The sequence below is a fragment of the Aminobacter sp. NyZ550 genome, assembly GCF_025628925.2.
GTDB lineage: Bacteria > Pseudomonadota > Alphaproteobacteria > Rhizobiales > Rhizobiaceae > Aminobacter > Aminobacter ciceronei.
This window is the reverse complement of the sequence record NZ_CP114190.1, coordinates 5,038,423-5,060,528: the sequence shown is the minus strand read 5'-3', so window position 1 is coordinate 5,060,528 and position 22,106 is coordinate 5,038,423. Positions and strand designations below refer to the sequence as shown.

The following is a 22,106-nucleotide window of genomic DNA, read 5'->3' as shown; positions in this document are numbered from 1 at the left end:
AATAGTCGGGCCTTGCCAGCCTAGGCTACGCGTCGTCATGTGCGTACCCCGTTCAAACTGCATATCGTCGATTGGTCAAACCGTCAGACGTATCAAGATCATCTCGAACGCTATTTTCGCATTCGATATGAAATCTACGTCATTGGCCGAAACTGGCAGGAAATCGACAGGCCGGTTCCATTGGAGATCGACGCGTTCGATACCAGGGACGCGATCTATCTGCTTGGAATTGCCGGCAGTGGAAACATAGTCGCTGGGTCTCGTCTGGTGCCGACGACGAAACCGCATTTGCTTTCGGATGTTTTCCCAATGCTTGCCAGAGGTGCGCCGCCGAGAGACGCCGATCTCTATGAGTGGACTAGATTTTTTGTCGTTCCATCCTTGCGAATGACGGGTGGATCGTCACAAGCAGCTGGCCTCGTATTGTGCGGGCTTCTCGAAGCATGCCTGAGGTTAGGGATAGGCAAGCTGAGTGTCGTGTGTGAGGACTTTTGGCCGGCACGACTGGAGCAGCTTGGCTGGTCGGTTACCCGCCTTGGCGAGGTCCTTGATCATCCTCACGGCAGGATCGTTGCTCTTCTGATCGATGTCGACGGAGGCGCACTGCAGTCCACTCGCGTTGCCTACGGGCTTGGGAACACGAGCGCGCTGGCCGGTGCAGGCGCATGAAGATCGCTCTCAAACTGCTCCAGATCGATGAGGTTGCTTCGGTGACGGGCATCGAACTGGATGAGCACGACGAAGATCTCGCTGGCGGCAGCATGGCAACGATCTACAAGAGCCTGAGGCGGCGGCCCGAACCAAGTTTGTGCCATCCATTCCTCGTGACGGTGGACTGCGCGACAGTGGGGTTCCTGATGCTGCGAGAGGGATCAGCGCTGCCGTACTGGGCAAACCCTGGTTCAATCAGCCTGCACAACTTCCGCATCAGCCGAAAGGCACAGGGGAGGGGCTTTGGCACCGCGGCTCTGGCGCTAGCGGCGGTTTGGATCGCTGTGCATCGTCCAGGGAGCTCCGCCTTGACGTTGAGCGTAAACGAGGAAAATTCCAGCGCGCTCCGGCTTTACCGCCGCTGCGGTTTTCAAAGTTCTGGTTGCTCTTTCGCCGGGCGGTTGGGGGCGGAAATCGTCCTATCCTGTGGCGTGTCCGAACTTCTGAAAAAGTATGTTGCTGATCCGTAGCGGGGAATTTGCCGGCACTCGCTTCTTCGAGGCCAGGCGAATGTTTGGCCATTGGCTGTTTTAAGCGGAAAGTACCCGCCCGGATTATCCGGGCGGGCTTGAGAGGGGGCGTTATTCGCCTTTACGGCGACCTGGGCGAGACCAGATGAGGCTGTATCCGTCACCGTCCTCATCGTCGAAGAGGTTGGCGAAGATGGGAGCATTGAAGCTCGGGTCATCGAGCTTGAGGCTCAGGTAGTCGCGACCCTCATTGGAGCGCTTGGTCCAGGCGGCGCCGATGTCGGCGCGGCCGACGAATACCCGGTGGCTGGGAGCGTTGTCGCCGGTGGCGCGGGTTTCGGGGACGATACGGACGCTACGGGCCTGAACGCTGAGGGTGACGATTTCGCCGGTGAACTCGTTGTTGGCGGACTTCTTGAAGGTGCCGATGGTAGCCATGGTAGTTCTCCTTGATCCAGTCTGTTTCGAGCCCGCACCATTGCGGTCTCGATGGTGATCGACAGTCTGGAGGTGATCGACGGCGCACCCATGGGCTGAAGCGTAAGCGGAGGATGGCGCTGGCGCGACTTTGTTGCCCGCGAGGAATGGCGCGCAGCGGTAGGGGAAGAAAGTGGCGATAAGCCATTGCGCCGAAGGCGATCAGGCGAAGCCGACCCCAGGCAAAAAGCACTCATCGATGAGACCGCTTTGGTGTGCGTCAGTGTGACGGATCAAGAGGGTACCTCTGGAAGCCTCGTGCCATCCTGATCTCTCGCCGCCAACACTGCGCGCCGTGCGCATCGCCCGAAATTCTGCAAGTCTGGCCGTATCAAACCTCGTCAAACGCTTTCGCGCCACGTGCCAACATTACTAGAGTCTGCGGGAATTGTGCCTGCCGCTGCTTCATCGCTCGAAAATGGCCGATAACGCCTGGTGGGATGCGACCCCGCCTGGAGCCGTTGCTGATGGCAGGAATTCTGTGTTGCTCCTTGCGTAAACCGGTGACGATGAAGGATGTGACTTCTCATCGAGAGCGTTTTGGACTTCGTGCCGATGAACCGGTGATGCTGCTCAGCAACGTGCAGTCTGGCTCCTGGTGGGTGCTTCACATCTCAAATATTTGGAGACAATATACTTGCCGTGAATTTCACAATTTGGGGGATACACAATGGCTGCTTACGACGAAGAGCGTGCGAAGATAATCGCATCAGGGATCGAGGTAGTTCCAGATCCAGATCGCGCATTCATGTTGACCATCCGACGCAAGAAGGATGTTAGAAAAGAGCATCAAGACGCCTCTGATCAAGCCATTTTCGAACGGGCGTTCAGCGAAAAACCTGATCGCGCGTATTCGACCAAGAAGAAGATCTTGGCTGAGGGAGATTCATGGGTGAACATATTCACAGATATCCCAGGGCAGCCTGACACTTTCGTCGATGTGATCGCCAAAAAGTACTATGTGAACAATATTGGCTGGCCTGGAGACACGTTCCGCGAGACGTTTGGGGCTAAGCAGTACAAGCAGCCGTTGAGCGCGGGAACGTTCGATTTCTTTGTCTTTTCGGGTGGCGGTGTCGACTTCTTCGGCGGTGACGCCATGAAGAATTTTGTGCGCCCGTTTAACGAAGGAGACGGCTCAAAGGACGCCAAGACGTATGTGAAGGATGAGTTCGATTACTTTCTCCGAGGAGTAGCCCGCGATTTTCGCACCGTTCTTCGCGAGACGATAACGTGGAGTGCGCCGAAGCGTACCAAGCTTGTCATGCATGGATACGATTACTCCATCCCAAAACCTGGGGGGCAGTATCTGGGGCGAAGGTTTGAACAGTTGGGGTTTGACACCGGCACTCGTTTGCCCCGCGAAATAGTCAAAGTCCTCGTTGACCGCTTCTACGATGCGCTACTAAGCGTCGCCAAAGGCAGTGGAGGGCGCGCGCTGGTCGTGGATTTCCGCAACACCATCGGCCGACTTTGGCATGATGAGATTCATCCAAATGATGGCGGCGCCAAGAAGCTGGCCACGCAAGCGGCTAAAAAGATGGGACTTGTCTTGTAGCCGGGAAGCCAAGACCCGGCGGCTCATGTGCCGCCGGATCTCATGACCGGGATGCCGAGCTTGCGCGCCTTGTCAGCGAGATTGTCCTGAATTCCCGTGCCGGGGAACCAGATCACGCCGATCGGCATCGGCTCGAGCATTGCGTCGTTGCGTCTAAACGGCGCGGCCTTGGCATGTTTGGTCCGGTCGGGCTTGAAGGCGATCTGCGGAACCTTGCGATGGCTTGCCCATTTGGCGGCAATGAGCTCGGCGCCTTTAGGGCTGCCGCCGTGCAATAGCACCATGTCAGGGTGTTTGGCATGGACCTGGTCAAGCTTGGCCCAGATCAAGCGGTGGTCGTTGAAGTCGACCCCGCCAGTGAAGGCAATTTTGGGTCCGGCCGGCAGGAGTGTCTCGTTCTCGGCGCGTCGCTTGGCGGCAAGGAAGTCACGGCTGTCGATCAGAGCTGCGGTAAGGTTGCGATGGTTGACCATCGAGCCGGTGCGTGGCCGCCAGATCGAGTGGGTGGAGCGTTCGAACTGTTCTGCTGCCTGGTCGCGCATCAGTTCGAAAGCATTGCGCCGCTCGAGAATGGTTTGACCCTGTGCCGTGAGGCGTTCGAGTTCGACCGATTTCACCTCGGACCCGTCCTGTTCGCCCTGGAGGCGGCGCTGGGCGACTTCGTTGTCGTCGAGCTCGCGTTCAATTCGACCGACTGCGCGGTGAAAGAGATTGACCGTGCCCCAAAGCAGTTCTTCGAGGTCGGGTTCGAGGCGCGTTTCAGAGAGTGCCACCACAAGGGCGTCGAAGATGTCGGCGACGCTCCCAGAGACGACGTGGGCTTCGGGAAGGGGGCGTGGATCAGGTTCATCCTCGAAAGGGCGGTAGCCGTAGAGCTGAAGTTCCTGGAGGACGTGTTCGGTCGGGGACGTGTGGTGCGGTTCGTTGGCTGTGTCGTGCTCTTCGGTCATGGAGGTCTTCCTTCGCTCGTGGCCACACCCAGCGCGGCCTTCTTGGCGACGAAGGCGTCGGCCGGGATGGACCTGCACCTGGAGCGCAGCGGAAGGCCGGAACGCAGTGGAGGATGGCGACGACCGGCGATTTTGTTTCGCGATGGAAAGCGCCTCATCGAGGCGCGCCGGAAAATCGTCGGACGACGCCATTGCCTGTCCGGCATGGCTGACGCCCGATCGCCCTCTCAAAGGCCGTGGATGTGGCCGCGCAGCGTTGAAGGCTGGCCTACGTCACGCGACAGCGCACGATGCTGCGGCACCGCCCTCGATCCCCTACCGTCAGTCGGCCGAGGACATGAAGCGTGGGACGTCCTGTGGAGCGACCTGCAACTTCAACCTCGCGGTCAATGCGTCGAGACCGAGCAGCCTGAGGTCTTCGTTGAAATCGCTAAGCCGTGGCGTGAGCATGATCGCCTCGATCCCTACCGCACGGATGCGCGCGAGCAGTGTTGCGATCGCCTTGTAGCCTGCCGGATCGTTGTCGCGTGCGATGTAGAGCCGGCGCAGCGTGTCCGGAAAGATGATCGCGGATAGGTGTGCGGCTGAAAGCGCCGCCATCGATGCTACATGAGGCATGGCGGATCTGACGGACAATGTCGTTTCGATCCCTTCGCCGGCCACCATGACATCGCTGCCTGCGCCGAAGCGGACTGCGTGCCCGAGCAGGTTGCCCATGGCGCGCCGTGGCGTGGAGAGAGGTGCACGGCCGAGATTGGCTTCGCTGAAACCTCCGGGATCGAGCCATGTGCGGTGCGCGCCTGTCAGCTTGCCGGAAAGGTCGGTGACGGCAGCGATCATCGCCGGCCAGGTTTCGGTGGGAGCGTATTCGTCTGCGCGGTAATAGCAGCGTGGGTGGTAGCGTAGGGCACTGGTTTCGCTGAGGGCAGTAATGCCGCGATTACGCAAGTATTGCTCAACGAGGGTTCGCCCGACAGGCCGCGTCATGGCAAGGAGGCGGCGTGCGGACTCTGTCGATCCCCGCGGTGCTGGTACATGATCGCCGATCCATTTGCCCGGGTCAGGAGATGGCATGGACAGGAATGATCTTGCCGACGCACCAAGGCAGATCAGCAGCACCCCGGCAGCAGCCATATCCTTCACTACGCGAATTTCGGGGTGTATTTCCGGGTGCAGGCGATCGACGAGTGTTTCAAGGGCGGAATTGAACAGTTCCGCACCCAAGACAAGTGCAATTGCTAGCCCCACGATGGCCAGCCAAATACTGGAAGCACCGAGGAGCACTACACTCAAGGCAATGATTAGGCCGATCATCACCTGGGCCCGGAAGCTGTATTCACGTTGCCACCCCTCTCGCAAGCCCTGTATGGCAAAACCAAGTCGATTGAGAAAAGGTCTGTTCTTCATGTTCGTGTGCTTATTGGGGACCCTGACATAGTGTCCGGTCGGATGTGTCGGCGATAGCGGGCAAAGTGGGCGTGGGCCGACTTGAATCTGTCAGCCACGGTGACCGCTATTATACACCGTTAGCCTGGAACCGCCTCAGTGATCTTGCCACCGACAAGTTTGATACGACAGTTCATCCGCGCTGCCATGTCGAGATTATGCGTCGCGGCCACGACGGATTTGCCGCCTTAAAACGTGCTCTGACTGTTGCTGTCCTGGCTCCGGTAGCCAACACTATTTCCGTGGGCGGCATCCTCTTGACGACGGCCTATTCGACCTGTCGCCTTCAATCCGATGCGCCGCCCCCGGACACCATTGGCCGCAATTGCTCAATAACTACCTTTGCCCCCCGAGAGAGCTTGTGGTCGCGACGATACATGACGCCAAACGGCACGGTGTGGCTTGTCATGCTTGGGAGAACGCGAGTCAGTTCCTTTGTGTCTTCCCATCTTCTCGCAAAATGGTCAGGGAGGAAGCCAATGTACTTTCCACTGAGAATTAACATCGCTGCTGCCTCCATTGAATGCACGATTGCAGCTGTCCTCAAGTTGTCAATGTAACTTGGCTGCTGGGACTCTCTCAGATAGCCCCTAGATACAAAATCAAAGGTCGCCCCCGAGCGAATAAGCCTCTCTTGTTGGGTTTCCGGCTCAGATAACTCATGATTCTTTGCACAATAAAGCGTAATCTTTTCGCGAAAAATCTCTTGGCAAACGACAGCCTTTGATACGATAGACGTTGGGCCAATCGCTAGATCTATGTCTCCCTCAGCTAGACTGCTTTTCAATTTGTTCGGAGGCATAATATCCATCCGAATTAAGACGTTACGTTCTTGCAAAGACAGAGATTGAATCGCTTTCTGTATTGAGAATTGACGTTCTGAAATTAACCCGTCGATGATACCCAAACACAATTCCTTGCCGATATGGGTTTTGGTGCACCAGGCCTTGTTTTGGAATTGATCTATTGATTGGAAAAGTTCCTCCACTGAAGCGTAGAGCTCTGTTCCGCCAGGCGTGAGCTTAAAACCTGATCTTCCGCGATTGCAGATCTTGAATCCGACCCTCTTCTCGAGGTTCGCCATGTGCGTACTGATGTTGGAGAGGCTCATGTCGAGAGCCGACTGGGAGGTGGAGAGCCCCCCACACTCCACCACCGTCTTGAAGACCGTCAAAAGGCGAAGATCGAAGTCGGACACGGCCCTCATGTGCATTACCCCCCGAAACGCTGTTTTCGGCCGGCCGGCGGCATCGAAACTTAAAGCGGCCCGGGATGCTCACTTCGGTTTGGCCAGAAGTCAACTTGAGGAGATAGGCATTTGTCCGCTTGGGTCAGCCTGACATCAATGCCGGGTCGACCGAATATTCCAGAAAGGTATTGCAATGGCGGACCGCCGATTTACGCCTGTGACCGGAACACAAATGCCCCGATATGCGGGGGCAGCGACATTGATGCGGCTCCCGCTAATTCTTCCCGGTTCATCCGATTGGGACGACATCCAGATTGGGTTGTTTGGAATCCCGTGGGACGGCGGGACGACCAATCGACCAGGAGCGAGGCAGGGACCGCGGCAGGTGCGAGACGCGTCAACTATGGTTCGCAACGTCAATCGCGCGACTGGTGTGAATCCTTTCGCTCTCTGCCGTTGCGCCGATATGGGCGATACACCTGTTAATCCTGCTGATCTCGCAGATTCGATGCAGCGAATTGAGCGTTTCGTCGACGACGTCTGCTCCTCGGGCATAGTTCCCCTTTTTGTCGGAGGTGATCATCTGAGCACGCTTCCGGTCATGCGCGCGATCAGTAAGCACGTAGGTCCCTTGGGAATGGTCCACATCGACGCCCATACGGACACATGGGATTCGTATTTCGACGGCCAGAAATACACGCACGGGACCCCGTTTCGCCGGGCAATCGAGGAGGGGATTCTCGACCCGAACCGCACTGTGCAAATCGGAATCCGTGGCGCTCTTTATGCTGACGGGGACGATTGCTGGGGACGCGATCAGGGCATCCGCGTGATCGACTTCGACGAATACAAGAGGTTAGGAGTCGAACAGGTACTGCGCGAAACCCGCGCTCGCGTGGGCTCGCAAGCGACCTATGTCAGTTTCGACATTGACGTGCTTGACCCAGCCTACGCACCCGGGACTGGAACGCCGGAAATCGGCGGTATGACGACTTACGAGGCCCAGTGCCTCGTCCGTGGCCTTGAAGGCATTACCTGCGTCGGCGCCGACGTTGTCGAGGTTTCACCGCCATTCGATACCAGCGGCAACACAGCTCTCGCGGCGGCCACGCTGATGTTTGAGATCCTCTGCGTGGCCGCTGGCACTGTCTCAAAAGCCAACAGCTAAACCGACCCGACCACACCGAAAAAAAAGATAAACATTTGAGGAGGAACTGATGAATTTCGCCAGAAATCTAGCGGCAGTCGGTGCAATGGCCTTGTCCGCGTTGTCGTTTGCGGGTCCAGCGTCAGCCGAGCAGAAAATCGTTGATGTGGCATATCAATTGACCACCAGCCCCTGGATCGCCCGTCTGGCGGACGGGGCCTTCGAGACAGAGACCGGGTACACGATCAACTGGCACCAGTTCAACACGGGCGCCGAAATAATAAGCGCCATGGCGTCGGGTTCCATCGACCTAAGTGTGCTTGGCTCGAGCCCGTTGGCGGTTGCGTCTACCGCAGGGCTGGACATCAAACTGTTCTGGGTGCTGGAGGATATAGCCAGCGCCGAAGCGCTTTATGTCCGAAACGACAGCGGCATCAGTTCGCCACAGGATCTGGTCGGCAAGCGGCTGGCAGTGCCTTTTGCGAGCACGAGCCACTACCAACTCATGTACGCGCTGAAGAAATGGGGCGTCGATGATCAGGTCACCGTGCTGAACCTGGATCCGAACAAGGCGGCAGCTGCATGGGAACGCAAAGACATTGACGGTGCCTTCATTTGGGGCGCGGCGATGGCGCGTCTTAAACGGAATGGCACCCCCCTCGTTACGGCCGGCCAAATCTGTGAGATGGGGCGCTGCACATTCGAAGGGATGGCCGTCAGTACTGAATTTGCCCGGGATAACGCTGAATTCATGCAGCAGTTTACGAGCGTAATCGACCAGGCCAACCGCGATTACAGAAACAACCCTGCCGCGTGGGCGATCGACTCTGCCAACATCAAGCTTATTTCAGATCTCTTTGGCGCCGATGCCAGCACCGTTACAGAAGACCTATCACAATACAAATATCCGTCGCTGAAGGAGCAGGCTTCCTGTGCTTGGCTGGGCTGTGGCGCCGAAGGCGGCGCAGCCAAGACGCTGAGGCTGACTGCCGAATTTCTAAAGTCTCAAGGCAGGATCGACAAGGTTCTCGACGACTATTCCGGCTTCGTTGCGGATGACTACCTAGCGGCTTCTCGGTAGCCTCGCGCGCCAAGCACTTCACCGCAGGAACCTAAGACATTCGAGCTCTAGCTGTCGAAGCTATGAAGGTTGTTCATTCGAGGAGGGACTGAGAAGCTGGGGTTGCGAAGCCAACCAACCTTCAGTGGAGCTCCCCGAATGAACGTCCATAAGAATGCGCGTCTGACGCCGTCAGGTCGAGTGCTTTTGGTGCAACGAATTGAACAGGGCTGGAGCGTGCGGCGTGCTGCCGGTTCGGCCGGGGTTTCGGAACGAACGGCTTATCGCTGGCTCGACCGCTACCGGGCCGGCGACCGGGTTCTGCACGATCGCAGTTCGGCTCCGCACCGCTGCCGGCATCGGCTGGCAGCCATGCAGGTGTCGCGGATCGAGCAGTTGCGGCGCCAGCGCATGACCGGGCCGGCAATTGCCCGGTCCTTGGGCCTGGCGCGCTCGACGGTAGGCTTGGTGCTGCGCCGGCTAGGACTGAACCGGCTGGCCTGGCTCGATCCCCGGCCCCCGGTGTTACGCTACGAGCGGCAGCGGCCGGGCGAACTGATCCATATCGACATCAAGACCCTGGGCCGTATCGACGGCGTTGGCCATCGGATCACGGGTCAGCACCAAGGCCATCATCGCGCCCGAGGCATCGGCTACGAACACCTGCATGTCGCCATCGACGATGCCTCGCGCCTCGCCTATGTCGAACTGCTGCCCAGCCTGGGCCGGGATGATGCCACCGGGTTCCTCAACCGGGCACTGGCCTGGTACGCCAGGCTGGGCGCCAGGGTTGAGCGGGTGATGACCGACAACGGCTCGGCGTATCGCTCCAAACTGTTCGCCCAGGCACTCCAAGGTGCCGGTGCCCGACACATCCGCACAAGGCCCTACACCCCGCGCACCAACGGCAAGGCCGAGCGCTTCATCCAGACTTCGCTGCGCGAATGGGCCTATGCCAGGCCATACGCCTCATCGAACGAACGCGCCAAGGCCATTCACCAATGGGCAGCCAACTACAACCTGGCACGCCCACACTCGGCCCTTGGAGGCATCAGCCCGTTCCAAAGACTGAACAACCTTCTTGGAAACGACATCTAGCGCTCGAATGTCTCAATGAAGGCTCTTGCTGCCGCCCGGCGCGGCCCAAGCAGCCGAAATCAGGCCAAATGGGCCGGCAGCGGCACTCCGCACGCTAGCTTTGTGAGGATTGTTCAGCTTAGAACTTGTAGCTGATATCGCAGGCATCGCGTATCTGCAGCCATTTATCGATGGCAACAAGCGGACCGGGCGGCTGCATCGGCATGACGACATTGTACGAACTGGCGGATACAAAATACCCCAGCAAAGCCATCTCCGAAGGCTATGCGATCACAGCGCCGTCCTATCTTGTGGCAGCGACCACCAAGAGAGTACCGCGATCTATCGAAATCAGGATGCGGCGACGCCTTGATGACGCAGACGGTGAATTTCTCAGCAGAGTGGTCGATGCGCCGGCAATGATGCCGAACGACTTCGCGACGGAAGCGTTCGCGGATATCGAGGGAGAAGACTTCGATATTATCGTTCAGTCGTTCTCGGACATCATCGAGTCGATCAGCGAAGTGAACTGTGTGGCATATGGCGTGGAGCCCGACACTGTTAAACGATACCACGAGGTAATGGCCAACGTCGGCGGGCCCGCACATCGCTGATCGCAGTCATGTTGCATAAATCGAAATCGTATATTCCCGAACTGAAACAGTCTTTTGCGGAGACAACCATTCTTGCATGAAAGATGCATTAAATGGTTGAAGCTGGTGGTCTTTGCTACCTAATTCCGCACTTTTGCCGGGGATAGATCGCGCCCGCCGCGAGTGGGGTCAAGGGCGGGCGCTGGGCTCGGAGGGCCGCTTGCGAGGGGATGCTTGCGAATGAGCTTGGCCCAACATCAGCTCACCCTGACGCTACGTCAAGCAACGAGCGCTGGCGCGACGGCTGCTAGTTGCAACCAGCCGTAACAGCGCCTGACATTCGGCTCCGACCTCAGTGAAGGTGCACGCGTTTGTTCAGATACGAAGTGTTGCCGTTCTGGATTTCGTCGAAGGACATAAAAGCCACTCGATCACGCCCGCCATGCTTAGCTTCGTACAGGCTCCGGTCAGCGATTTTGAACATTTCCGCGAAACCGGGAAGAGGCGAAAAGGCTGCGCCGCCCACGCTCACAGTCAACACGTGTTCGTTTCCGTCTGGGCGAAAAGACGTTGCTTTTATCTTGGCACGAATCCTCTCAGCGACTCCTGCAGCATCCGTTTCCGACGTGCCCGGTAGAAACACGCCAAATTCTTCGCCGCCGAGACGCCCAAAAAGATCATCTGAGCGGAGTGCCGATTTTATTGCGGCGGAAATCAACTGGAGCGCCTCGTCACCCTGATCATGTCCGTAACGGTCATTGACCGCCTTGAAGTGATCCGCATCAATGACGAGAAAGGACCCGCGGGAACAAGCTGCCCGGCCGTCGCGGCCCATCCGCGCTTCGACCATGGCGGCAAAAGCAGTGCGGTTCAGGCACATGGTCAGGCGATCAGTTGTGGCAGCGTCTTCAAGCTTGTGGTTAGCGACCGCGAGCTCTCGCAACTTCAGCGTAAGATAGGAAAATAGCGGGACGGCCAGGATAACCGGAATTATTGTCGCCGAAACCATGCTGAGGTGAAGAGATTCGCCCCCCATTCTCATGAATACCATGAAGTTGATGGCGGCCGACACGGCAACGCAACCTAGTGTTCCGAAACCGGTCCAGGCAGCCAACTGCCGCCATCCGTGCTTGGATATTCCCTTCACGTCGACCATTGCGCCTCTGCCTCCCAGCTAAGGCGACACGATGACCCAAAAGGGTTGAAAATTGGGATACGGTGGGAAGAAATATTAGCGCTGCTGCAGGTAGGTGACGCGCGGATGCCGTCGCGACTAGGCCGATGGCGCGGTGTTCTTCCAGCGAAATATTCCGTCCACGCGGGCTGTACAGATAGGCCGCTGCGGACAAGGTCCGCCAACGTTGCTCAATGCCGCGAGGCCTGGGTCCCACTGAAACCGAGCATGCATTGTTCGTTTGCGACGTGACGTCGGACCCCGACAAAGAACGACCGTAGCATGTAACCTGTGGCGTCCCAGTTCACGTCCTTTCGCCCGTGCGCAAGCTTGGTCAGCGTCCTGACTATTTCTTCGGCCGCGGCCCTGTCGCCCTCATGCTCTCGACACATCCGGCACAAGGTTTCGCTCGATGCGTGTGCCTCCGCGAGTCCTGTGGGATACGGAAAGCAGAACAGTTCTTCGATCTCGCATACACGGTCGAGTTCTGGCTTAAGAGATGTCGCAACTGTCCTGCACAGGGCGGGCGTGACATGGCGCGGAAGGGAGTCGGCGATGTTCTCCAGCATGTCGCAGAGCATCAGCAGCCGGGTGTGCCGGCGATTGAGTTCAGCCAGCCATCTGGGGCAGTCCGACTTCGACTTGGACATCTACTGGCCCATCAACAGTATGGCAAAGACTACCAGAGTGCACATGACGGCAGCAATCGTGCCAGTCTTTTGAAGTACCCCCATCCGGTACATGAGGCCAGCGAAACCAACGATGATTGGAGTTGCAACGGCTAGACCAATTTGTGCGTCCGACATATCGGCCCCTTTCGACGAATTGTCGCGAGTCCGGCCAGCTCAGGTGCCGGAGTTTAAGCGGTTGCGAGCATATCCTGCCGCGTGACCGCGTCTTTGCGCGATCACAAAGACATTTGCGCCATGACAAAGAAGCTGCTCGCGGTTCAGCACTAGGTCGCAGGATGGAAGCAGCCACACTTGTAACGCACGCCGCTGAGGAAGCGGACGGCAGCGATGATTTTCTCCTTTGGATATTAGTCTGGAGCGAGTTGGCCGCCTTTGGCCTACTGCTCGGCGCATTCCTTGTCGCGGGCGCCATGCAAATTGACCAGTTCGCGGCCGCGCGGGTACACCTCAACACGTCGCTCGCCGCCATTAACACCGGCGTGCTCCTTACGAGCGGCTGGCAGGCTGCCCTGGCAACGTCGGCCAATGCATCCCGGGACCGGGCGAGGTGGGCACTCATACGCGCCGCCCTCTTGGGCTTCTTGTTCGCGGCCATCAAGATTGCCGAATACAGCGGCGAGATCGGCTTTGCCGGAGACGATGCCTATGGCGTGTTCTTCGAACTCTATTTCCTGCTGACAGGCTTCCACCTGATGCACGTTGTGTTTGGGGCTTTCGTGTTGCTGGTGGTGAGTGTGCGGTTTGCGCCGGCGAACACGCATCTCATCGCAACGCTCTGGCACACTTTCGACCTGATATGGATCGTCATGTTTCCGATCGTGTATCTGGTATGAGCAGCGTGGACCCCAGCAACCCGAGGCGACTGACGTTCGCATGGCTTGCGTTGCTTGCCCTGAGTGGCGCGAGTGCATTTGCAGCACAGCTGTCCTGGCCCGTCATCGGTCTTGTGTTCGTTTTGGGGCTCGCCTTCTTGAAGGTGCGTCTTGTAGCGAGGGATTTCATGGGCCTGCGCGGCAGCAACCCAACAATGCTGCGTGCGTTGCTCTGCTGGTGTCTGGTCCTTGCGCTTGGTGCACTGGCGAGAACGCTCGTCGTCTCCGTCGCGGCAGGCTGAAGCAGTCCGCTTTTGTTTGCCAAAACGCAAAGAACGTCTTCCCCAAACTCATAGAAGGGTTCGGACCGGACGGCATCCGGAGAGCGGTGGCTGGCCCGCCGGGATGAAACCGTTCGAACCATACCGCGCCCGCGGAATTCTGACTGGGAAAGGAACGCGTGATGGCAGAACGCCTCACAAAAACGGGGGCTCGAAACGTCTTTTACGGCGGCTCGATCTTCTTCTTCGCAATCTTCGTCGGGTTAACGGCCCACAGCCATTATTACATCCGCACGACCTCGACGGACGAGAAGACGCTGACGGACTCCGTGGCGCGCGGCAAGCACGTCTGGGAAAAGAACTCCTGCATCAACTGCCACACGATCCTGGGCGAGGGCGCCTATTTCGCGCCCGAGCTGGGCAATGTGTGGAAGCGCTATGGCGGCGAAAGCGACCCCGACGGCGCGCGCGACACGCTCAAGGCCTGGATGGCGGCGCAGCCTTCGGGGATCGAGGGCCGCCGCCAGATGCCGCAGTTCCACCTCAGCGACGAGGAGCTGAACGATCTTGCCGATTTTCTCGAATGGACCAGCCGCATCAAGACCCAGAAGTGGCCCCCGAACGAGGCAGGCTGAGGCGCCAAGGAGAGAGATATGAAATACCAAACGCAAAAGGTCGCGATGACCTATTTCTACGGCGCGCTGGTCCTGTTTTTGGCTCAGGTCGCCTTCGGCGTTCTCGCCGGGACCATCTATGTGCTGCCCAATACGCTGTCCGAGCTTCTGCCGTTCAACATCATCAGGATGATTCACACCAACGCGCTGGTGGTCTGGCTTTTGATGGGCTTCATGGGCGCGACCTACTATCTGCTGCCAGAGGAAACCGAGACCGAGCTCTTCAGCCCGAAGCTGGCGATCATCCAATTCTGGATGTTCTTCATCGCGGCCGGCGTCGCCGTGGTCGGCTACCTGTTCCGCATTCACGAGGGCCGCGAGTTTCTCGAGCAGCCCTTCGTCATCAAGGTCGGCATAGTCGTCGTGGTCCTGATGTTCCTGTTCAACATCACCATGACGGCGCTGAAGGGCCGCAAGACGACGATCACCAACATCCTGCTGTTCGGCCTTTGGGCGCTGGCGATCTTCTTCCTGTTCTCGTTCTACAACCCCTCCAACCTCGCACTCGACAAGATGTACTGGTGGTATGTCATCCATCTCTGGGTCGAGGGGGTGTGGGAACTGATCATGGCGTCGGTGCTGGCGTTCCTGATGATCAAACTCAACGGCGTGGACCGTGAGGTCGTGGAGAAATGGCTCTACATCATCGTCGGCCTGGCGCTGTTCTCCGGCATTCTTGGCACCGGCCACCACTACTACTGGATTGGCGCGCCAGGCTACTGGCAGTGGATCGGTTCGCTGTTTTCGACGCTTGAAGTCGCGCCCTTCTTCTCCATGGTCGCGTTCACCGTCCATATGACCTGGAAGGCGGGCCGGAACCATCCCAACAAGGCGGCATTGCTTTGGTCCATCGGCTGTTCGGTGATGGCATTCTTCGGCGCCGGCGTCTGGGGCTTCCTGCACACACTTTCGTCGGTGAACTACTACACCCACGGCACGCAGGTGACTGCCGCGCATGGACACCTCGCCTTCTTCGGCGCTTACGTGATGCTTAATCTCGCCATGATGGCTTACGCCATCCCCGAGATTAAGGGACGCGCACCTTACAACCAGTGGCTCTCGATCGTCAGCTTCTGGATGATGGTCACGGCCATGTCGGTGATGACCTTTGCGCTGACCTTCGCGGGTGTCGTCCAAGTGCATCTCCAGCGTGTGCTGGGCGAGAGCTTCATGGACGTGCAGGACCAGCTCGCGCTGTTCTACTGGGTGCGCCTCGGTTCCGGCGTTGTCGTGGTCGTCTCCGCGCTGATGTTCATGTGGGCCGTGCTCGTGCCCGGCCGCCAGCGCAGCGAGAAGCCGGCCCGCATCCTGCAGCCAGCCGAATGACTTTCCGTACATGGCCCCGGAGCATTCCGGGGCCATGCACCCCATGCCTGCCTGCCTCCTCCGGAGTTCCTCCCATGACAATCGCATTACCTATCCGTCCCGCCGCCGACGCGCCCGCCTACTACAGCCCCTCGGCCAATGAATGCAGCTTGTTCGAACGCGCCTGGGCACGGCGCTTGCCGCTACTGCTCAAGGGGCCAACTGGCTGCGGGAAGACTCGTTTCGTCAGCCACATGGCGGCGAAGCTTGGGCTGCCACTCTCGACCGTATCCTGCCACGACGACCTGGCCGCTGCCGACCTCACCGGGCGCTACCTGTTGATGGGCGGCGATACCGTCTGGGTAGACGGGCCGCTCACCCGCGCAGTGCGCGAGGGCGGCATCTGCTATCTCGATGAGATCGTCGAGGCACGCAAGGATGTCGCCGTGGTGCTGCATCCCCTGACCGACGATCGCCGCATCCTGCCGCTGGAACGCACGGGTGAGCAATTGGCGGCTCCGGCGAGTTTCATGCTCGTCGTGTCCTACAATCCCGGATACCAGAACCTCCTGAAAAGCCTGAAGCCGAGCACTCGTCAGCGTTTTGTCGCCATCGAGTTCGATTTCCTGCCCAAGTCTGACGAAATCGCCGTGGTGTCGGCCGAAAGCGGCCTCGCTGACGCCCAGGTGGCGCCGCTTGTCGAATTGGCCCGGCGCATTCGCGCGCTGAAAGGACATGACCTCGAGGAGGGCGCGTCGACCCGTCTGCTTGTCTATTGCGCCAGCCTGATCGACGCCGGCGTGCCAGTGCGCGAGGCGGTGCTTGCCGCGATGATCGCGCCGCTGACCGACGAGCCTGACGTCAAGACAGCCCTGACCGAACTGGCCGATTCCCTGATCCGCTGAGGCGCATGTCATGCTGGATTTCCTTGAGCTGGAGGAAACGGTCGGCCGCGCCTGGCACCGCCTGATCGGCCACGTCCAGACCTGGCCGCGCCACCCGGAACATGCGGTGAAGCTGGCTGCAGTGCAGCCTGTGCTGGCGATCTGCTTCCGTGGTTTCGGCGGCGAAGGGGCGGTCCAGGTCGCTGCAGTTCGCGGCAAGACTTCTGGCCACCGCCTCGGTTGGTGGCAGCGCATGGGGCTCGGCGAGGAAAAGCTCGCCCAGCCAGCGCGCGACCGCTCGTCCCTTATGCTGCCTGCATCGATCGACCTGTTTCCGGACAGGGCACTCAACCGCGACCTCTATATCTGGCTGGCTGCCTATATGGCGGTGATGCCGCTGGACTCCATCGTGGAAACGGACCCCTTGCTGCGCGACCTTGCAGTGCTTCGGCGTGCGGAAGAGACGACGGCCAGAGTGGTGGCAGCTCTTCCGGGACTTGGACGGCGCTATAGCCGACTTGCGGCGGCAACGCTTGCTGCCCGCCAGCGCGGTCCGCTTCCCACGGTTGAAGCGCAGGTCGAAGGGCGCGTGACGGGCCTGCTGAGACATCAGGCAGGACTGCTCGACGATACGCTGCCCGTGATCTTTCCCCACCGTGCACCGGCGGGTTACTTGCCGATGCTGCCCATACCGTTATGGCCCGACGCCTTGCTGCGCGCCGAGACCGCGCCGCGCCGTGGCGAAGACGAACCCGTCGCTGGCGGCCGCGAGGCTGATGGCGCCGAAACCGAACGAAAGGTCGCCGTCCGCGAAAACGCGGATGCACGGACCGACGAGCGCAGCCCTTTCATCCTCAATCGCTTCGAGAAGATCCTTGCGATGGCCGAGATGGTCAATATTGACCGTCCGTCCGACGACAGCGACGACGACGCCAAGGCGGCCGAAGACCTTGACGACATGACGTTTGGCGAGCGGAAGGGCCGTCCGGCATCGCGCTTTCGCTTCGACCTCGATTTGCCGCCGGAAGCGCTGGACCGGACGCCGCTGACGGCGGAACGGACCTATCCGGAATGGGATTTCCGCTCGGGCACCTACCTACCCGACCATTGCCGGGTGCTGGCAGCACCTGCTTCGGCGCTAGGTAGCACAGCCGAGCCGGACATCGAAACGAGACGCCTCATTCGACGCGTGCGTCGCCAGTTTGAAGTGTTGCGGCCACGCCGCGAAGTGCTGCGCGCTCAACTCGACGGTGCCGACCTCGACCTCGATGCGGTGGTACGCGCCCGCACCGACCTGGCCGCCGGCGGGCAGGGCAGCGACCGCATCCATCTGATGAGCCGGCCGCAGGTGCACGACCTTGCCGTCACCATCCTCGTCGACGTTTCGCTGTCGACTGACGCCTGGTTCGACAACCGACGCGTGCTCGACGTCGAGAAGGAAGCCTTGCTGATCCTGGCCAACGGGCTCACCGCCTGTGGCGACAATCACTCGATCCTCACCTTTACGTCGCGCCGCCGAGATTGGGTCCGGATCGAGTCGGTGAAGGCTTTTGATGAGCCGATGGGGGCGACGGTAGAGGCTCGCATTGCGGCCTTGAAGCCGGGCTATTACACCCGCATCGGCGCGGCCATCAGGCACGCGAGCGCCGAGCTCGACAAGCAGCCCAACCGGAAGAAGCTGCTTCTGGTGCTGACCGACGGCAAGCCCAACGACATCGATCACTATGAGGGGCGGTTCGCACTTGAGGACAGCCGCCGCGCGGTGATGGAGGCGCGACGCATGGGGCTCGGCGTGTTCGGCGTGACGGTCGACCGCGAGGCGAAATCCTACGTTCCGGCGATGTTCGGCCAGAACGGTTATGCGCTGGTCTCTAACATCGGGCGGCTGCCGGCAGCGCTTCCCGCCATTTATCGCAGCCTTGCAGGCTAGGGGGACAAGGCCGCGATACTGAAAGGCCCGGCGCTCCCACGCCGGGCCTTTTTGTTGGGTCCTCCAGTTGGATGACAGCGGTCGTCAGCCAACTGGATCGCGATGGCATGCCCCGCGGAGCCAGCTGTCCCGGCACAGTCGCTTGGTCAGGAAGCCTGGGAATTGCGCAGAATCGCCTGCGCCTTGTTCCATTTCCGGAGCCGCCTGCGGGCATTGTCATAGGGAGACGAAGTGTTGAACTGGATCATGCGCCCCATGGACCATTTCTCATACCAAACGCCTCCATAAAGCTGTTCGTCGCTGCGCGTTTCGATAAGGGCAACGATCTGGCGCTTGGCAGAATCCAGACGGTCAAGGAGCTGCTGATATGGAATGTCGTCATAGTCGCGATAGAATTTTTGCGCGAGCTTCCCAAGTTCGTTCCACTTGTAGCCCGAATCGGGAAAATCGATCGGTTGTCCGGCTGCGTCTTTGGCGAGCCATTTGAGCACAAGCTCGTTCCAGCCGACTAGATACGCTAACAGGTTGGACACGCTCATCAGCGACCCGGTCACGTGACCGTCGAGCGATCGCTGATCAACCAGGTCCTCCGGAACTGCGTTTAAATCGCCAATAAGATTGCCAAAATTGTGCTCAATAGCCTTGAGAAGCTCACCCTTGTTCTGCGGTACTGGCATCTCTCTCTCGGCTCTATCCGTTCTAATCGGTAGCAGCTTCAGGCTGCCTGGCTGTGCGTCCGCGTCGACTGGTCGATATATGCGTCGAAGGCCGCAGCGACTGCACGGATGACAAAACGATGTTCTTGACTGACGCGGAGCATGCTGCCCGTATAGTGAACCACAGCATCGTCGGCCAGATGCGCCAGCCTTTCGTTGGTGGTAAGCAACGCTGACGCATTGAAACCGTGGGTTCGGCTGACCGCCGCGATGTCGACCTCGAAGTCGCACATCAACCGCTCTATGATCTCGGCTCTCACTTTGTCCTCGTGGGTAAGCCGATAGCCCTTGGCCGTAGCCAGCTTTCCGTCGGCTATATGCTGGGCATATAGTCCTGGCGCCACTTCGTTTTGAACATAGCCGTGCTTCATGCGGCCGATGGCAGAAGCGCCGAAGCCGATGAGCGTCTCGCAATTGTCCGTGGTATAGCCTTGGAAATTGCGCCTCAGATTGCCCGACTCCTGCGCCTGTACCAGGTCGTCTCCGGGCAGGGCGAAATGGTCGAGGCCGATTTGCCGATAGCCGGCGGCGACCAGCGTCGCGGCAATCGCTTCCGCCTGTTCGTTGCGCGCTGCCCCGTCGGGCAGGGCATTTTCGTCGATCATGCGCTGATGCTTCTTGAAGGAGGGGATATGCGCATAGCCGAAAACGGCGAAGCGGTCCGGCAGCATTTCAATTGCTGCATTGGCCGTATCGATGCAGGACTGCACCGTTTGATGGGGAAGCCCGTAGATCAGGTCGAAATTGATCCCCTCAACGCCGGCGCGCCGGAGGTTGTCAGTGGATTCCGCCGTTTCCTTCCGGGTCTGGATTCGGTTGATTGCCTTCTGCACCACCGGATCGAAGCTTTGTACGCCGAGACTGGCGCGGGTGACGCCTGCGTGCCCCAGCGTGTGTGCCATTTCGGGCGTCAGCCGACGCGGATCGATTTCGACAGCGATCCCGGTCGTGTCGGAGAAGGCGTAGCGCTCCCTCAAGAGCCCGATGAGTGCCAGGAATTCCGCGGGCGAGATGATGGTGGGCGTGCCACCGCCGAAATGCACCTCGCCGACTGGCAGGCGGTGCGGGATGCGTTCGGCAACCATTCGGATCTCGTCACGCAGCACGGCGAGGTAGTCGAGGATGGGGCGGTCCTGCCGGGTGATTGTCGTGTGACAGCCGCAATACCAGCACATCGATCGGCAGAACGGGATGTGCAGGTAGAGCGAGACGGGGTCCTTCTTGGCAAGCTGCTCGAGCCAGTCACCATAGGAGTCAACGCCGATCATTGGCGAGAAGCGGGGCGCGGTTGGATAGCTGGTGTAGCGGGGGAGGCGAGCCTCGCCGTACTTTTGCAGGATAGACTGGGACATCGGGCACCTATTGTTTCGCCGATTGTCTTACCCGCCTCGTCGATCTGCCATCGTTGTTCCAACGCAATAAGCGTCGCCTGGACTGCTGTTTCTTCCGGTTGTTTGCGCTTGGACAATCTGCGGCCGCGCATGCCGCATTAAGTTGCCCGCGCCTGTCGAGAATGGAACTGGGCCCCTCTCGGCATGGGTTTAGTTGGAAGGCCGCAGGACAAAGCTACATGGCAGTTGCAGACAACGATTCCATCCCCGTCATCGACGTTCGGGCCATCCCCCGTCCCGAGCGGCATCCCCGGATTTTTGGACAGATCGAATCCTTGGCCGAAGGCAGCTGTTTCGTGCTCATGAACGATCATGACCCGCGTCCGCTGCACTATCAGCTGGAGGTGAGATATCCCGGACTTTTCGATTGGGAATATCTGGAGCAGGGCCCAGAAACCTGGCGCGTCCAAATCGGACGACGCGTTCAGTCGGGCTGCGGGTGCTGCTGCGGCGACGACTGACAGATTGCGGTGCGGGCGCGCAATTGGCCCCGCACCGCTCCACTGCCTACTGCACCGAGACCAGTTCTTCCAGACTACGGCCATTGGGACAAAACTCAGCATAGGTCGCCGCGAACGACGAGTCCTTCAGGCGGGCACTGCAGCGCCGCCGCTCCGGGCAGAGCATGCACGTCCTGCGCATGTCCTGGTTCCATTCCGGGTGGCGGGCCTCGAACTTGTCGTAATCCACACCCACTGACCTGAACGCCTCCGGCAGTAGAATACGTGAAGCAAAGGCATACCGCATTGCGGTTGAGAAATCTGTGGTTGTCAGGCCGACCTCGAGAAGCAATCTGCTGCGCTCGCGTTGATCTAGACCTTCCACTTCGCGCAAGGCCCTTCGACGCTCCCGCCAATCCTGGTAGCGCTCAACGGCCGAACTCCAGATCGCATACGCTTTAACAATCGGAACAGTCATGGAAGCCTTCTCCTCCTTGGGTCACCATGGCAACTCGAATTGCCGTTCCTAGCGCGTCCCAGACATCCTTTCCTTGTGATGAAACAAACACTCATGATTCCGGTCGGCGAAGGCACAAGGGGAAGCATCGCCTATCTGGTCCAGCGCCAGACTTCTCGAAGCCACCAGCGGGCGACGAGGAATCGGATCCTGCTGGAGCGCCGCCTGGTCCTCCGGAGTTTCAAGACCGCCTGTGAGGAGGCGTTCAACATCTAAATTGCTCGCGAGATGTCTGAATGGGCAGGCTGGACAAGATGGATCTCCTTTTTTCCCATCCTACGGGAACAGCCTCCAAGCTCTTTGATGCAGCGCAAGGAAACGCACATCGAATCCTGATGCGGTGGCGACGACAAATGGGAAATCACCATGGGCTTGACGTACGATGTCCGGAAGTTGCCAGCTGCTCTGAAAAAGGCAGCAGTCTTGTCGGCCTTCGACGGGCTGTATCCCGGCCAATCGTGTGTGGTCATCTGCGATTTCGACACTTCCCGGCTCGAAAGTCAGTTCAAGGCTTTCTTCGACGACGAGCATAGTTGGGTGTGCTTGCAGTCCGGGCCACCCCATTGGCATATTCAGATCGGTAAACGCGCCACCGATACGCAGCGCAGCTGA

At 59.3% G+C, this 22,106-nt stretch carries 24 protein-coding genes; 15 read left to right on the top strand and 9 right to left on the bottom strand.

Annotated elements, in window-relative coordinates:
* The first annotated feature begins 39 nt into the window (after positions 1 to 39).
* Entirely contained in the window at positions 40 to 669 is a 630-nt protein-coding gene (locus tag N7E70_RS25170; protein ID WP_182575709.1) for an acyl-homoserine-lactone synthase, read from the top strand.
* Entirely contained in the window at positions 666 to 1,181 is a 516-nt protein-coding gene (locus N7E70_RS25165; protein ID WP_263007950.1) for a GNAT family N-acetyltransferase, read from the top strand. Before N7E70_RS25170 ends, N7E70_RS25165 begins: the two co-directional genes overlap by 4 nt.
* Before the next feature lie 111 nt (positions 1,182 to 1,292).
* On the opposite strand, the gene N7E70_RS25160 is transcribed toward N7E70_RS25165, so the two are convergent.
* The gene (locus tag N7E70_RS25160; protein ID WP_067965029.1) at positions 1,293 to 1,619 is read right to left on the bottom strand and encodes a DUF736 domain-containing protein; all 327 of its coding nucleotides are present in this window, start codon (positions 1,617 to 1,619) and stop codon (positions 1,293 to 1,295) included.
* Positions 1,620 to 2,328: 709 nt separating this feature from the next.
* Here N7E70_RS25160 and N7E70_RS25155 point away from each other — a divergent pair.
* A complete protein-coding gene (locus N7E70_RS25155; RefSeq protein ID WP_263007949.1) occupies positions 2,329 to 3,216 on the top strand; it encodes a hypothetical protein in 888 nt (295 codons plus the stop codon).
* A gap of 23 nt (positions 3,217 to 3,239) precedes the next feature.
* Here the strand turns inward: N7E70_RS25155 and N7E70_RS25150 are convergent, their stop codons facing one another.
* The 3 genes from N7E70_RS25150 to N7E70_RS25140 all read right to left on the bottom strand — a co-directional run bounded on the left by N7E70_RS25150 (position 3,240) and on the right by N7E70_RS25140 (position 6,810).
* The gene (locus tag N7E70_RS25150; RefSeq protein ID WP_263007978.1) at positions 3,240 to 4,166 is read right to left on the bottom strand and encodes a DUF2493 domain-containing protein; all 927 of its coding nucleotides are present in this window, start codon (positions 4,164 to 4,166) and stop codon (positions 3,240 to 3,242) included.
* Between the two features lie 321 nt (positions 4,167 to 4,487).
* A complete protein-coding gene (locus tag N7E70_RS25145; RefSeq protein ID WP_083948679.1) occupies positions 4,488 to 5,573 on the bottom strand; it encodes a diacylglycerol kinase in 1,086 nt (361 codons plus the stop codon).
* Between the two features lie 325 nt (positions 5,574 to 5,898).
* Entirely contained in the window at positions 5,899 to 6,810 is a 912-nt protein-coding gene (locus N7E70_RS25140; RefSeq protein WP_169808362.1) for a LysR family transcriptional regulator, read from the bottom strand.
* A gap of 184 nt (positions 6,811 to 6,994) precedes the next feature.
* Between N7E70_RS25140 and speB the strand changes: the two genes are divergently transcribed.
* The 4 genes from speB (at position 6,995) to N7E70_RS25120 (ending at position 10,699) form a co-directional block, all read left to right on the top strand.
* Entirely contained in the window at positions 6,995 to 7,969 is a 975-nt protein-coding gene (gene speB, locus N7E70_RS25135; RefSeq protein ID WP_067965016.1) for an agmatinase, read from the top strand.
* Positions 7,970 to 8,018: 49 nt separating this feature from the next.
* Positions 8,019 to 9,029, top strand: coding sequence for a taurine ABC transporter substrate-binding protein (gene tauA, locus N7E70_RS25130; RefSeq protein ID WP_083948678.1), 1,011 nt, complete (start codon positions 8,019 to 8,021; stop codon positions 9,027 to 9,029).
* Positions 9,030 to 9,167: 138 nt separating this feature from the next.
* Positions 9,168 to 10,106 (top strand): IS481 family transposase, encoded by a 939-nt coding sequence (locus tag N7E70_RS25125; RefSeq protein ID WP_185910102.1) that lies wholly within the window; start codon positions 9,168 to 9,170, stop codon positions 10,104 to 10,106.
* A 203-nt stretch (positions 10,107 to 10,309) separates the two neighbouring features.
* Positions 10,310 to 10,699 (top strand): hypothetical protein, encoded by a 390-nt coding sequence (locus N7E70_RS25120; protein ID WP_067965012.1) that lies wholly within the window; start codon positions 10,310 to 10,312, stop codon positions 10,697 to 10,699.
* A 331-nt stretch (positions 10,700 to 11,030) separates the two neighbouring features.
* On the opposite strand, the gene N7E70_RS25115 is transcribed toward N7E70_RS25120, so the two are convergent.
* Both N7E70_RS25115 and N7E70_RS25110 read right to left on the bottom strand, forming a co-directional pair.
* Positions 11,031 to 11,834: a GGDEF domain-containing protein gene (locus N7E70_RS25115; RefSeq protein WP_154386980.1), complete on the bottom strand. Its 804-nt coding sequence runs from the start codon at positions 11,832 to 11,834 to the stop codon at positions 11,031 to 11,033.
* Positions 11,835 to 12,043: 209 nt separating this feature from the next.
* Positions 12,044 to 12,502, bottom strand: a complete 459-nt coding sequence (locus N7E70_RS25110; protein ID WP_067965009.1) for a hemerythrin domain-containing protein — start codon at positions 12,500 to 12,502, stop codon at positions 12,044 to 12,046.
* A 317-nt stretch (positions 12,503 to 12,819) separates the two neighbouring features.
* Between N7E70_RS25110 and N7E70_RS25105 the strand changes: the two genes are divergently transcribed.
* From N7E70_RS25105 to N7E70_RS25080, 6 genes are all read left to right on the top strand, one after another.
* A complete protein-coding gene (locus tag N7E70_RS25105) occupies positions 12,820 to 13,377 on the top strand; it encodes a cytochrome c oxidase subunit 3 (RefSeq protein ID WP_067965007.1) in 558 nt (185 codons plus the stop codon).
* Positions 13,374 to 13,658 carry a cytochrome C oxidase subunit IV family protein gene (locus N7E70_RS25100; RefSeq protein WP_067965006.1) on the top strand — a complete coding sequence of 95 codons (285 nt, stop codon included), beginning with the start codon at positions 13,374 to 13,376 and terminating at the stop codon, positions 13,656 to 13,658. Before N7E70_RS25105 ends, N7E70_RS25100 begins: the two co-directional genes overlap by 4 nt.
* A 161-nt stretch (positions 13,659 to 13,819) precedes the next feature.
* Positions 13,820 to 14,272, top strand: a complete 453-nt coding sequence (locus tag N7E70_RS25095; protein ID WP_067965004.1) for a c-type cytochrome — start codon at positions 13,820 to 13,822, stop codon at positions 14,270 to 14,272.
* 18 nt (positions 14,273 to 14,290) lie between these two features.
* Complete coding sequence (locus tag N7E70_RS25090) at positions 14,291 to 15,637, top strand: cbb3-type cytochrome c oxidase subunit I (protein WP_067965002.1); 1,347 nt, start codon at positions 14,291 to 14,293, stop codon at positions 15,635 to 15,637.
* Positions 15,638 to 15,711: 74 nt separating this feature from the next.
* Positions 15,712 to 16,521 (top strand): CbbQ/NirQ/NorQ/GpvN family protein, encoded by an 810-nt coding sequence (locus tag N7E70_RS25085; RefSeq protein WP_067965000.1) that lies wholly within the window; start codon positions 15,712 to 15,714, stop codon positions 16,519 to 16,521.
* A gap of 10 nt (positions 16,522 to 16,531) precedes the next feature.
* The gene (locus N7E70_RS25080; RefSeq protein WP_067964998.1) at positions 16,532 to 18,430 is read left to right on the top strand and encodes a nitric oxide reductase activation protein NorD; all 1,899 of its coding nucleotides are present in this window, start codon (positions 16,532 to 16,534) and stop codon (positions 18,428 to 18,430) included.
* A gap of 146 nt (positions 18,431 to 18,576) precedes the next feature.
* Here N7E70_RS25080 and N7E70_RS25075 read toward each other — a convergent pair whose 3' ends face one another.
* Both N7E70_RS25075 and hemN read right to left on the bottom strand, forming a co-directional pair.
* The gene (locus tag N7E70_RS25075) at positions 18,577 to 19,107 is read right to left on the bottom strand and encodes a ClbS/DfsB family four-helix bundle protein (protein ID WP_067964996.1); all 531 of its coding nucleotides are present in this window, start codon (positions 19,105 to 19,107) and stop codon (positions 18,577 to 18,579) included.
* A 38-nt stretch (positions 19,108 to 19,145) separates the two neighbouring features.
* Entirely contained in the window at positions 19,146 to 20,498 is a 1,353-nt protein-coding gene (gene hemN / locus N7E70_RS25070) for an oxygen-independent coproporphyrinogen III oxidase (RefSeq protein WP_067964994.1), read from the bottom strand.
* Positions 20,499 to 20,716: 218 nt separating this feature from the next.
* Between hemN and N7E70_RS25065 the strand changes: the two genes are divergently transcribed.
* Positions 20,717 to 20,998, top strand: coding sequence for a DUF2249 domain-containing protein (locus N7E70_RS25065; protein ID WP_067964992.1), 282 nt, complete (start codon positions 20,717 to 20,719; stop codon positions 20,996 to 20,998).
* A gap of 46 nt (positions 20,999 to 21,044) precedes the next feature.
* Here the strand turns inward: N7E70_RS25065 and N7E70_RS25060 are convergent, their stop codons facing one another.
* Complete coding sequence (locus N7E70_RS25060) at positions 21,045 to 21,455, bottom strand: hypothetical protein (RefSeq protein WP_067964990.1); 411 nt, start codon at positions 21,453 to 21,455, stop codon at positions 21,045 to 21,047.
* 405 nt (positions 21,456 to 21,860) lie between these two features.
* Here N7E70_RS25060 and N7E70_RS25055 point away from each other — a divergent pair, with 405 nt between their 5' ends.
* Positions 21,861 to 22,106 (top strand): DUF2249 domain-containing protein, encoded by a 246-nt coding sequence (locus N7E70_RS25055; protein ID WP_067964988.1) that lies wholly within the window; start codon positions 21,861 to 21,863, stop codon positions 22,104 to 22,106.

What these genes read in the sequence shown, in the direction of transcription:
- N7E70_RS25165 (WP_263007950.1), top strand. Translation starts at nt 666, where the DNA reads ATGAAGATCGCTCTCAAACTGCTCCAGATCGATGAGGTTGCTTCGGTG.
- N7E70_RS25160 (WP_067965029.1), bottom strand. Translation starts at nt 1,619, where the DNA reads ATGGCTACCATCGGCACCTTCAAGAAGTCCGCCAACAACGAGTTCACC.
- N7E70_RS25155 (WP_263007949.1), top strand. Translation starts at nt 2,329, where the DNA reads ATGGCTGCTTACGACGAAGAGCGTGCGAAGATAATCGCATCAGGGATC.
- N7E70_RS25150 (WP_263007978.1), bottom strand. Translation starts at nt 4,166, where the DNA reads ATGACCGAAGAGCACGACACAGCCAACGAACCGCACCACACGTCCCCG.
- N7E70_RS25145 (WP_083948679.1), bottom strand. Translation starts at nt 5,573, where the DNA reads ATGAAGAACAGACCTTTTCTCAATCGACTTGGTTTTGCCATACAGGGC.
- speB (WP_067965016.1), top strand. Translation starts at nt 6,995, where the DNA reads ATGGCGGACCGCCGATTTACGCCTGTGACCGGAACACAAATGCCCCGA.
- tauA (WP_083948678.1), top strand. Translation starts at nt 8,019, where the DNA reads ATGAATTTCGCCAGAAATCTAGCGGCAGTCGGTGCAATGGCCTTGTCC.
- N7E70_RS25125 (WP_185910102.1), top strand. Translation starts at nt 9,168, where the DNA reads ATGAACGTCCATAAGAATGCGCGTCTGACGCCGTCAGGTCGAGTGCTT.
- N7E70_RS25120 (WP_067965012.1), top strand. Translation starts at nt 10,310, where the DNA reads ATGACGACATTGTACGAACTGGCGGATACAAAATACCCCAGCAAAGCC.
- N7E70_RS25115 (WP_154386980.1), bottom strand. Translation starts at nt 11,834, where the DNA reads ATGGTCGACGTGAAGGGAATATCCAAGCACGGATGGCGGCAGTTGGCT.
- N7E70_RS25110 (WP_067965009.1), bottom strand. Translation starts at nt 12,502, where the DNA reads ATGTCCAAGTCGAAGTCGGACTGCCCCAGATGGCTGGCTGAACTCAAT.
- N7E70_RS25105 (WP_067965007.1), top strand. Translation starts at nt 12,820, where the DNA reads ATGGAAGCAGCCACACTTGTAACGCACGCCGCTGAGGAAGCGGACGGC.
- N7E70_RS25100 (WP_067965006.1), top strand. Translation starts at nt 13,374, where the DNA reads ATGAGCAGCGTGGACCCCAGCAACCCGAGGCGACTGACGTTCGCATGG.
- N7E70_RS25095 (WP_067965004.1), top strand. Translation starts at nt 13,820, where the DNA reads ATGGCAGAACGCCTCACAAAAACGGGGGCTCGAAACGTCTTTTACGGC.
- N7E70_RS25090 (WP_067965002.1), top strand. Translation starts at nt 14,291, where the DNA reads ATGAAATACCAAACGCAAAAGGTCGCGATGACCTATTTCTACGGCGCG.
- N7E70_RS25085 (WP_067965000.1), top strand. Translation starts at nt 15,712, where the DNA reads ATGACAATCGCATTACCTATCCGTCCCGCCGCCGACGCGCCCGCCTAC.
- N7E70_RS25080 (WP_067964998.1), top strand. Translation starts at nt 16,532, where the DNA reads ATGCTGGATTTCCTTGAGCTGGAGGAAACGGTCGGCCGCGCCTGGCAC.
- N7E70_RS25075 (WP_067964996.1), bottom strand. Translation starts at nt 19,107, where the DNA reads ATGCCAGTACCGCAGAACAAGGGTGAGCTTCTCAAGGCTATTGAGCAC.
- hemN (WP_067964994.1), bottom strand. Translation starts at nt 20,498, where the DNA reads ATGTCCCAGTCTATCCTGCAAAAGTACGGCGAGGCTCGCCTCCCCCGC.
- N7E70_RS25065 (WP_067964992.1), top strand. Translation starts at nt 20,717, where the DNA reads ATGGCAGTTGCAGACAACGATTCCATCCCCGTCATCGACGTTCGGGCC.
- N7E70_RS25060 (WP_067964990.1), bottom strand. Translation starts at nt 21,455, where the DNA reads ATGACTGTTCCGATTGTTAAAGCGTATGCGATCTGGAGTTCGGCCGTT.
- N7E70_RS25055 (WP_067964988.1), top strand. Translation starts at nt 21,861, where the DNA reads ATGGGCTTGACGTACGATGTCCGGAAGTTGCCAGCTGCTCTGAAAAAG.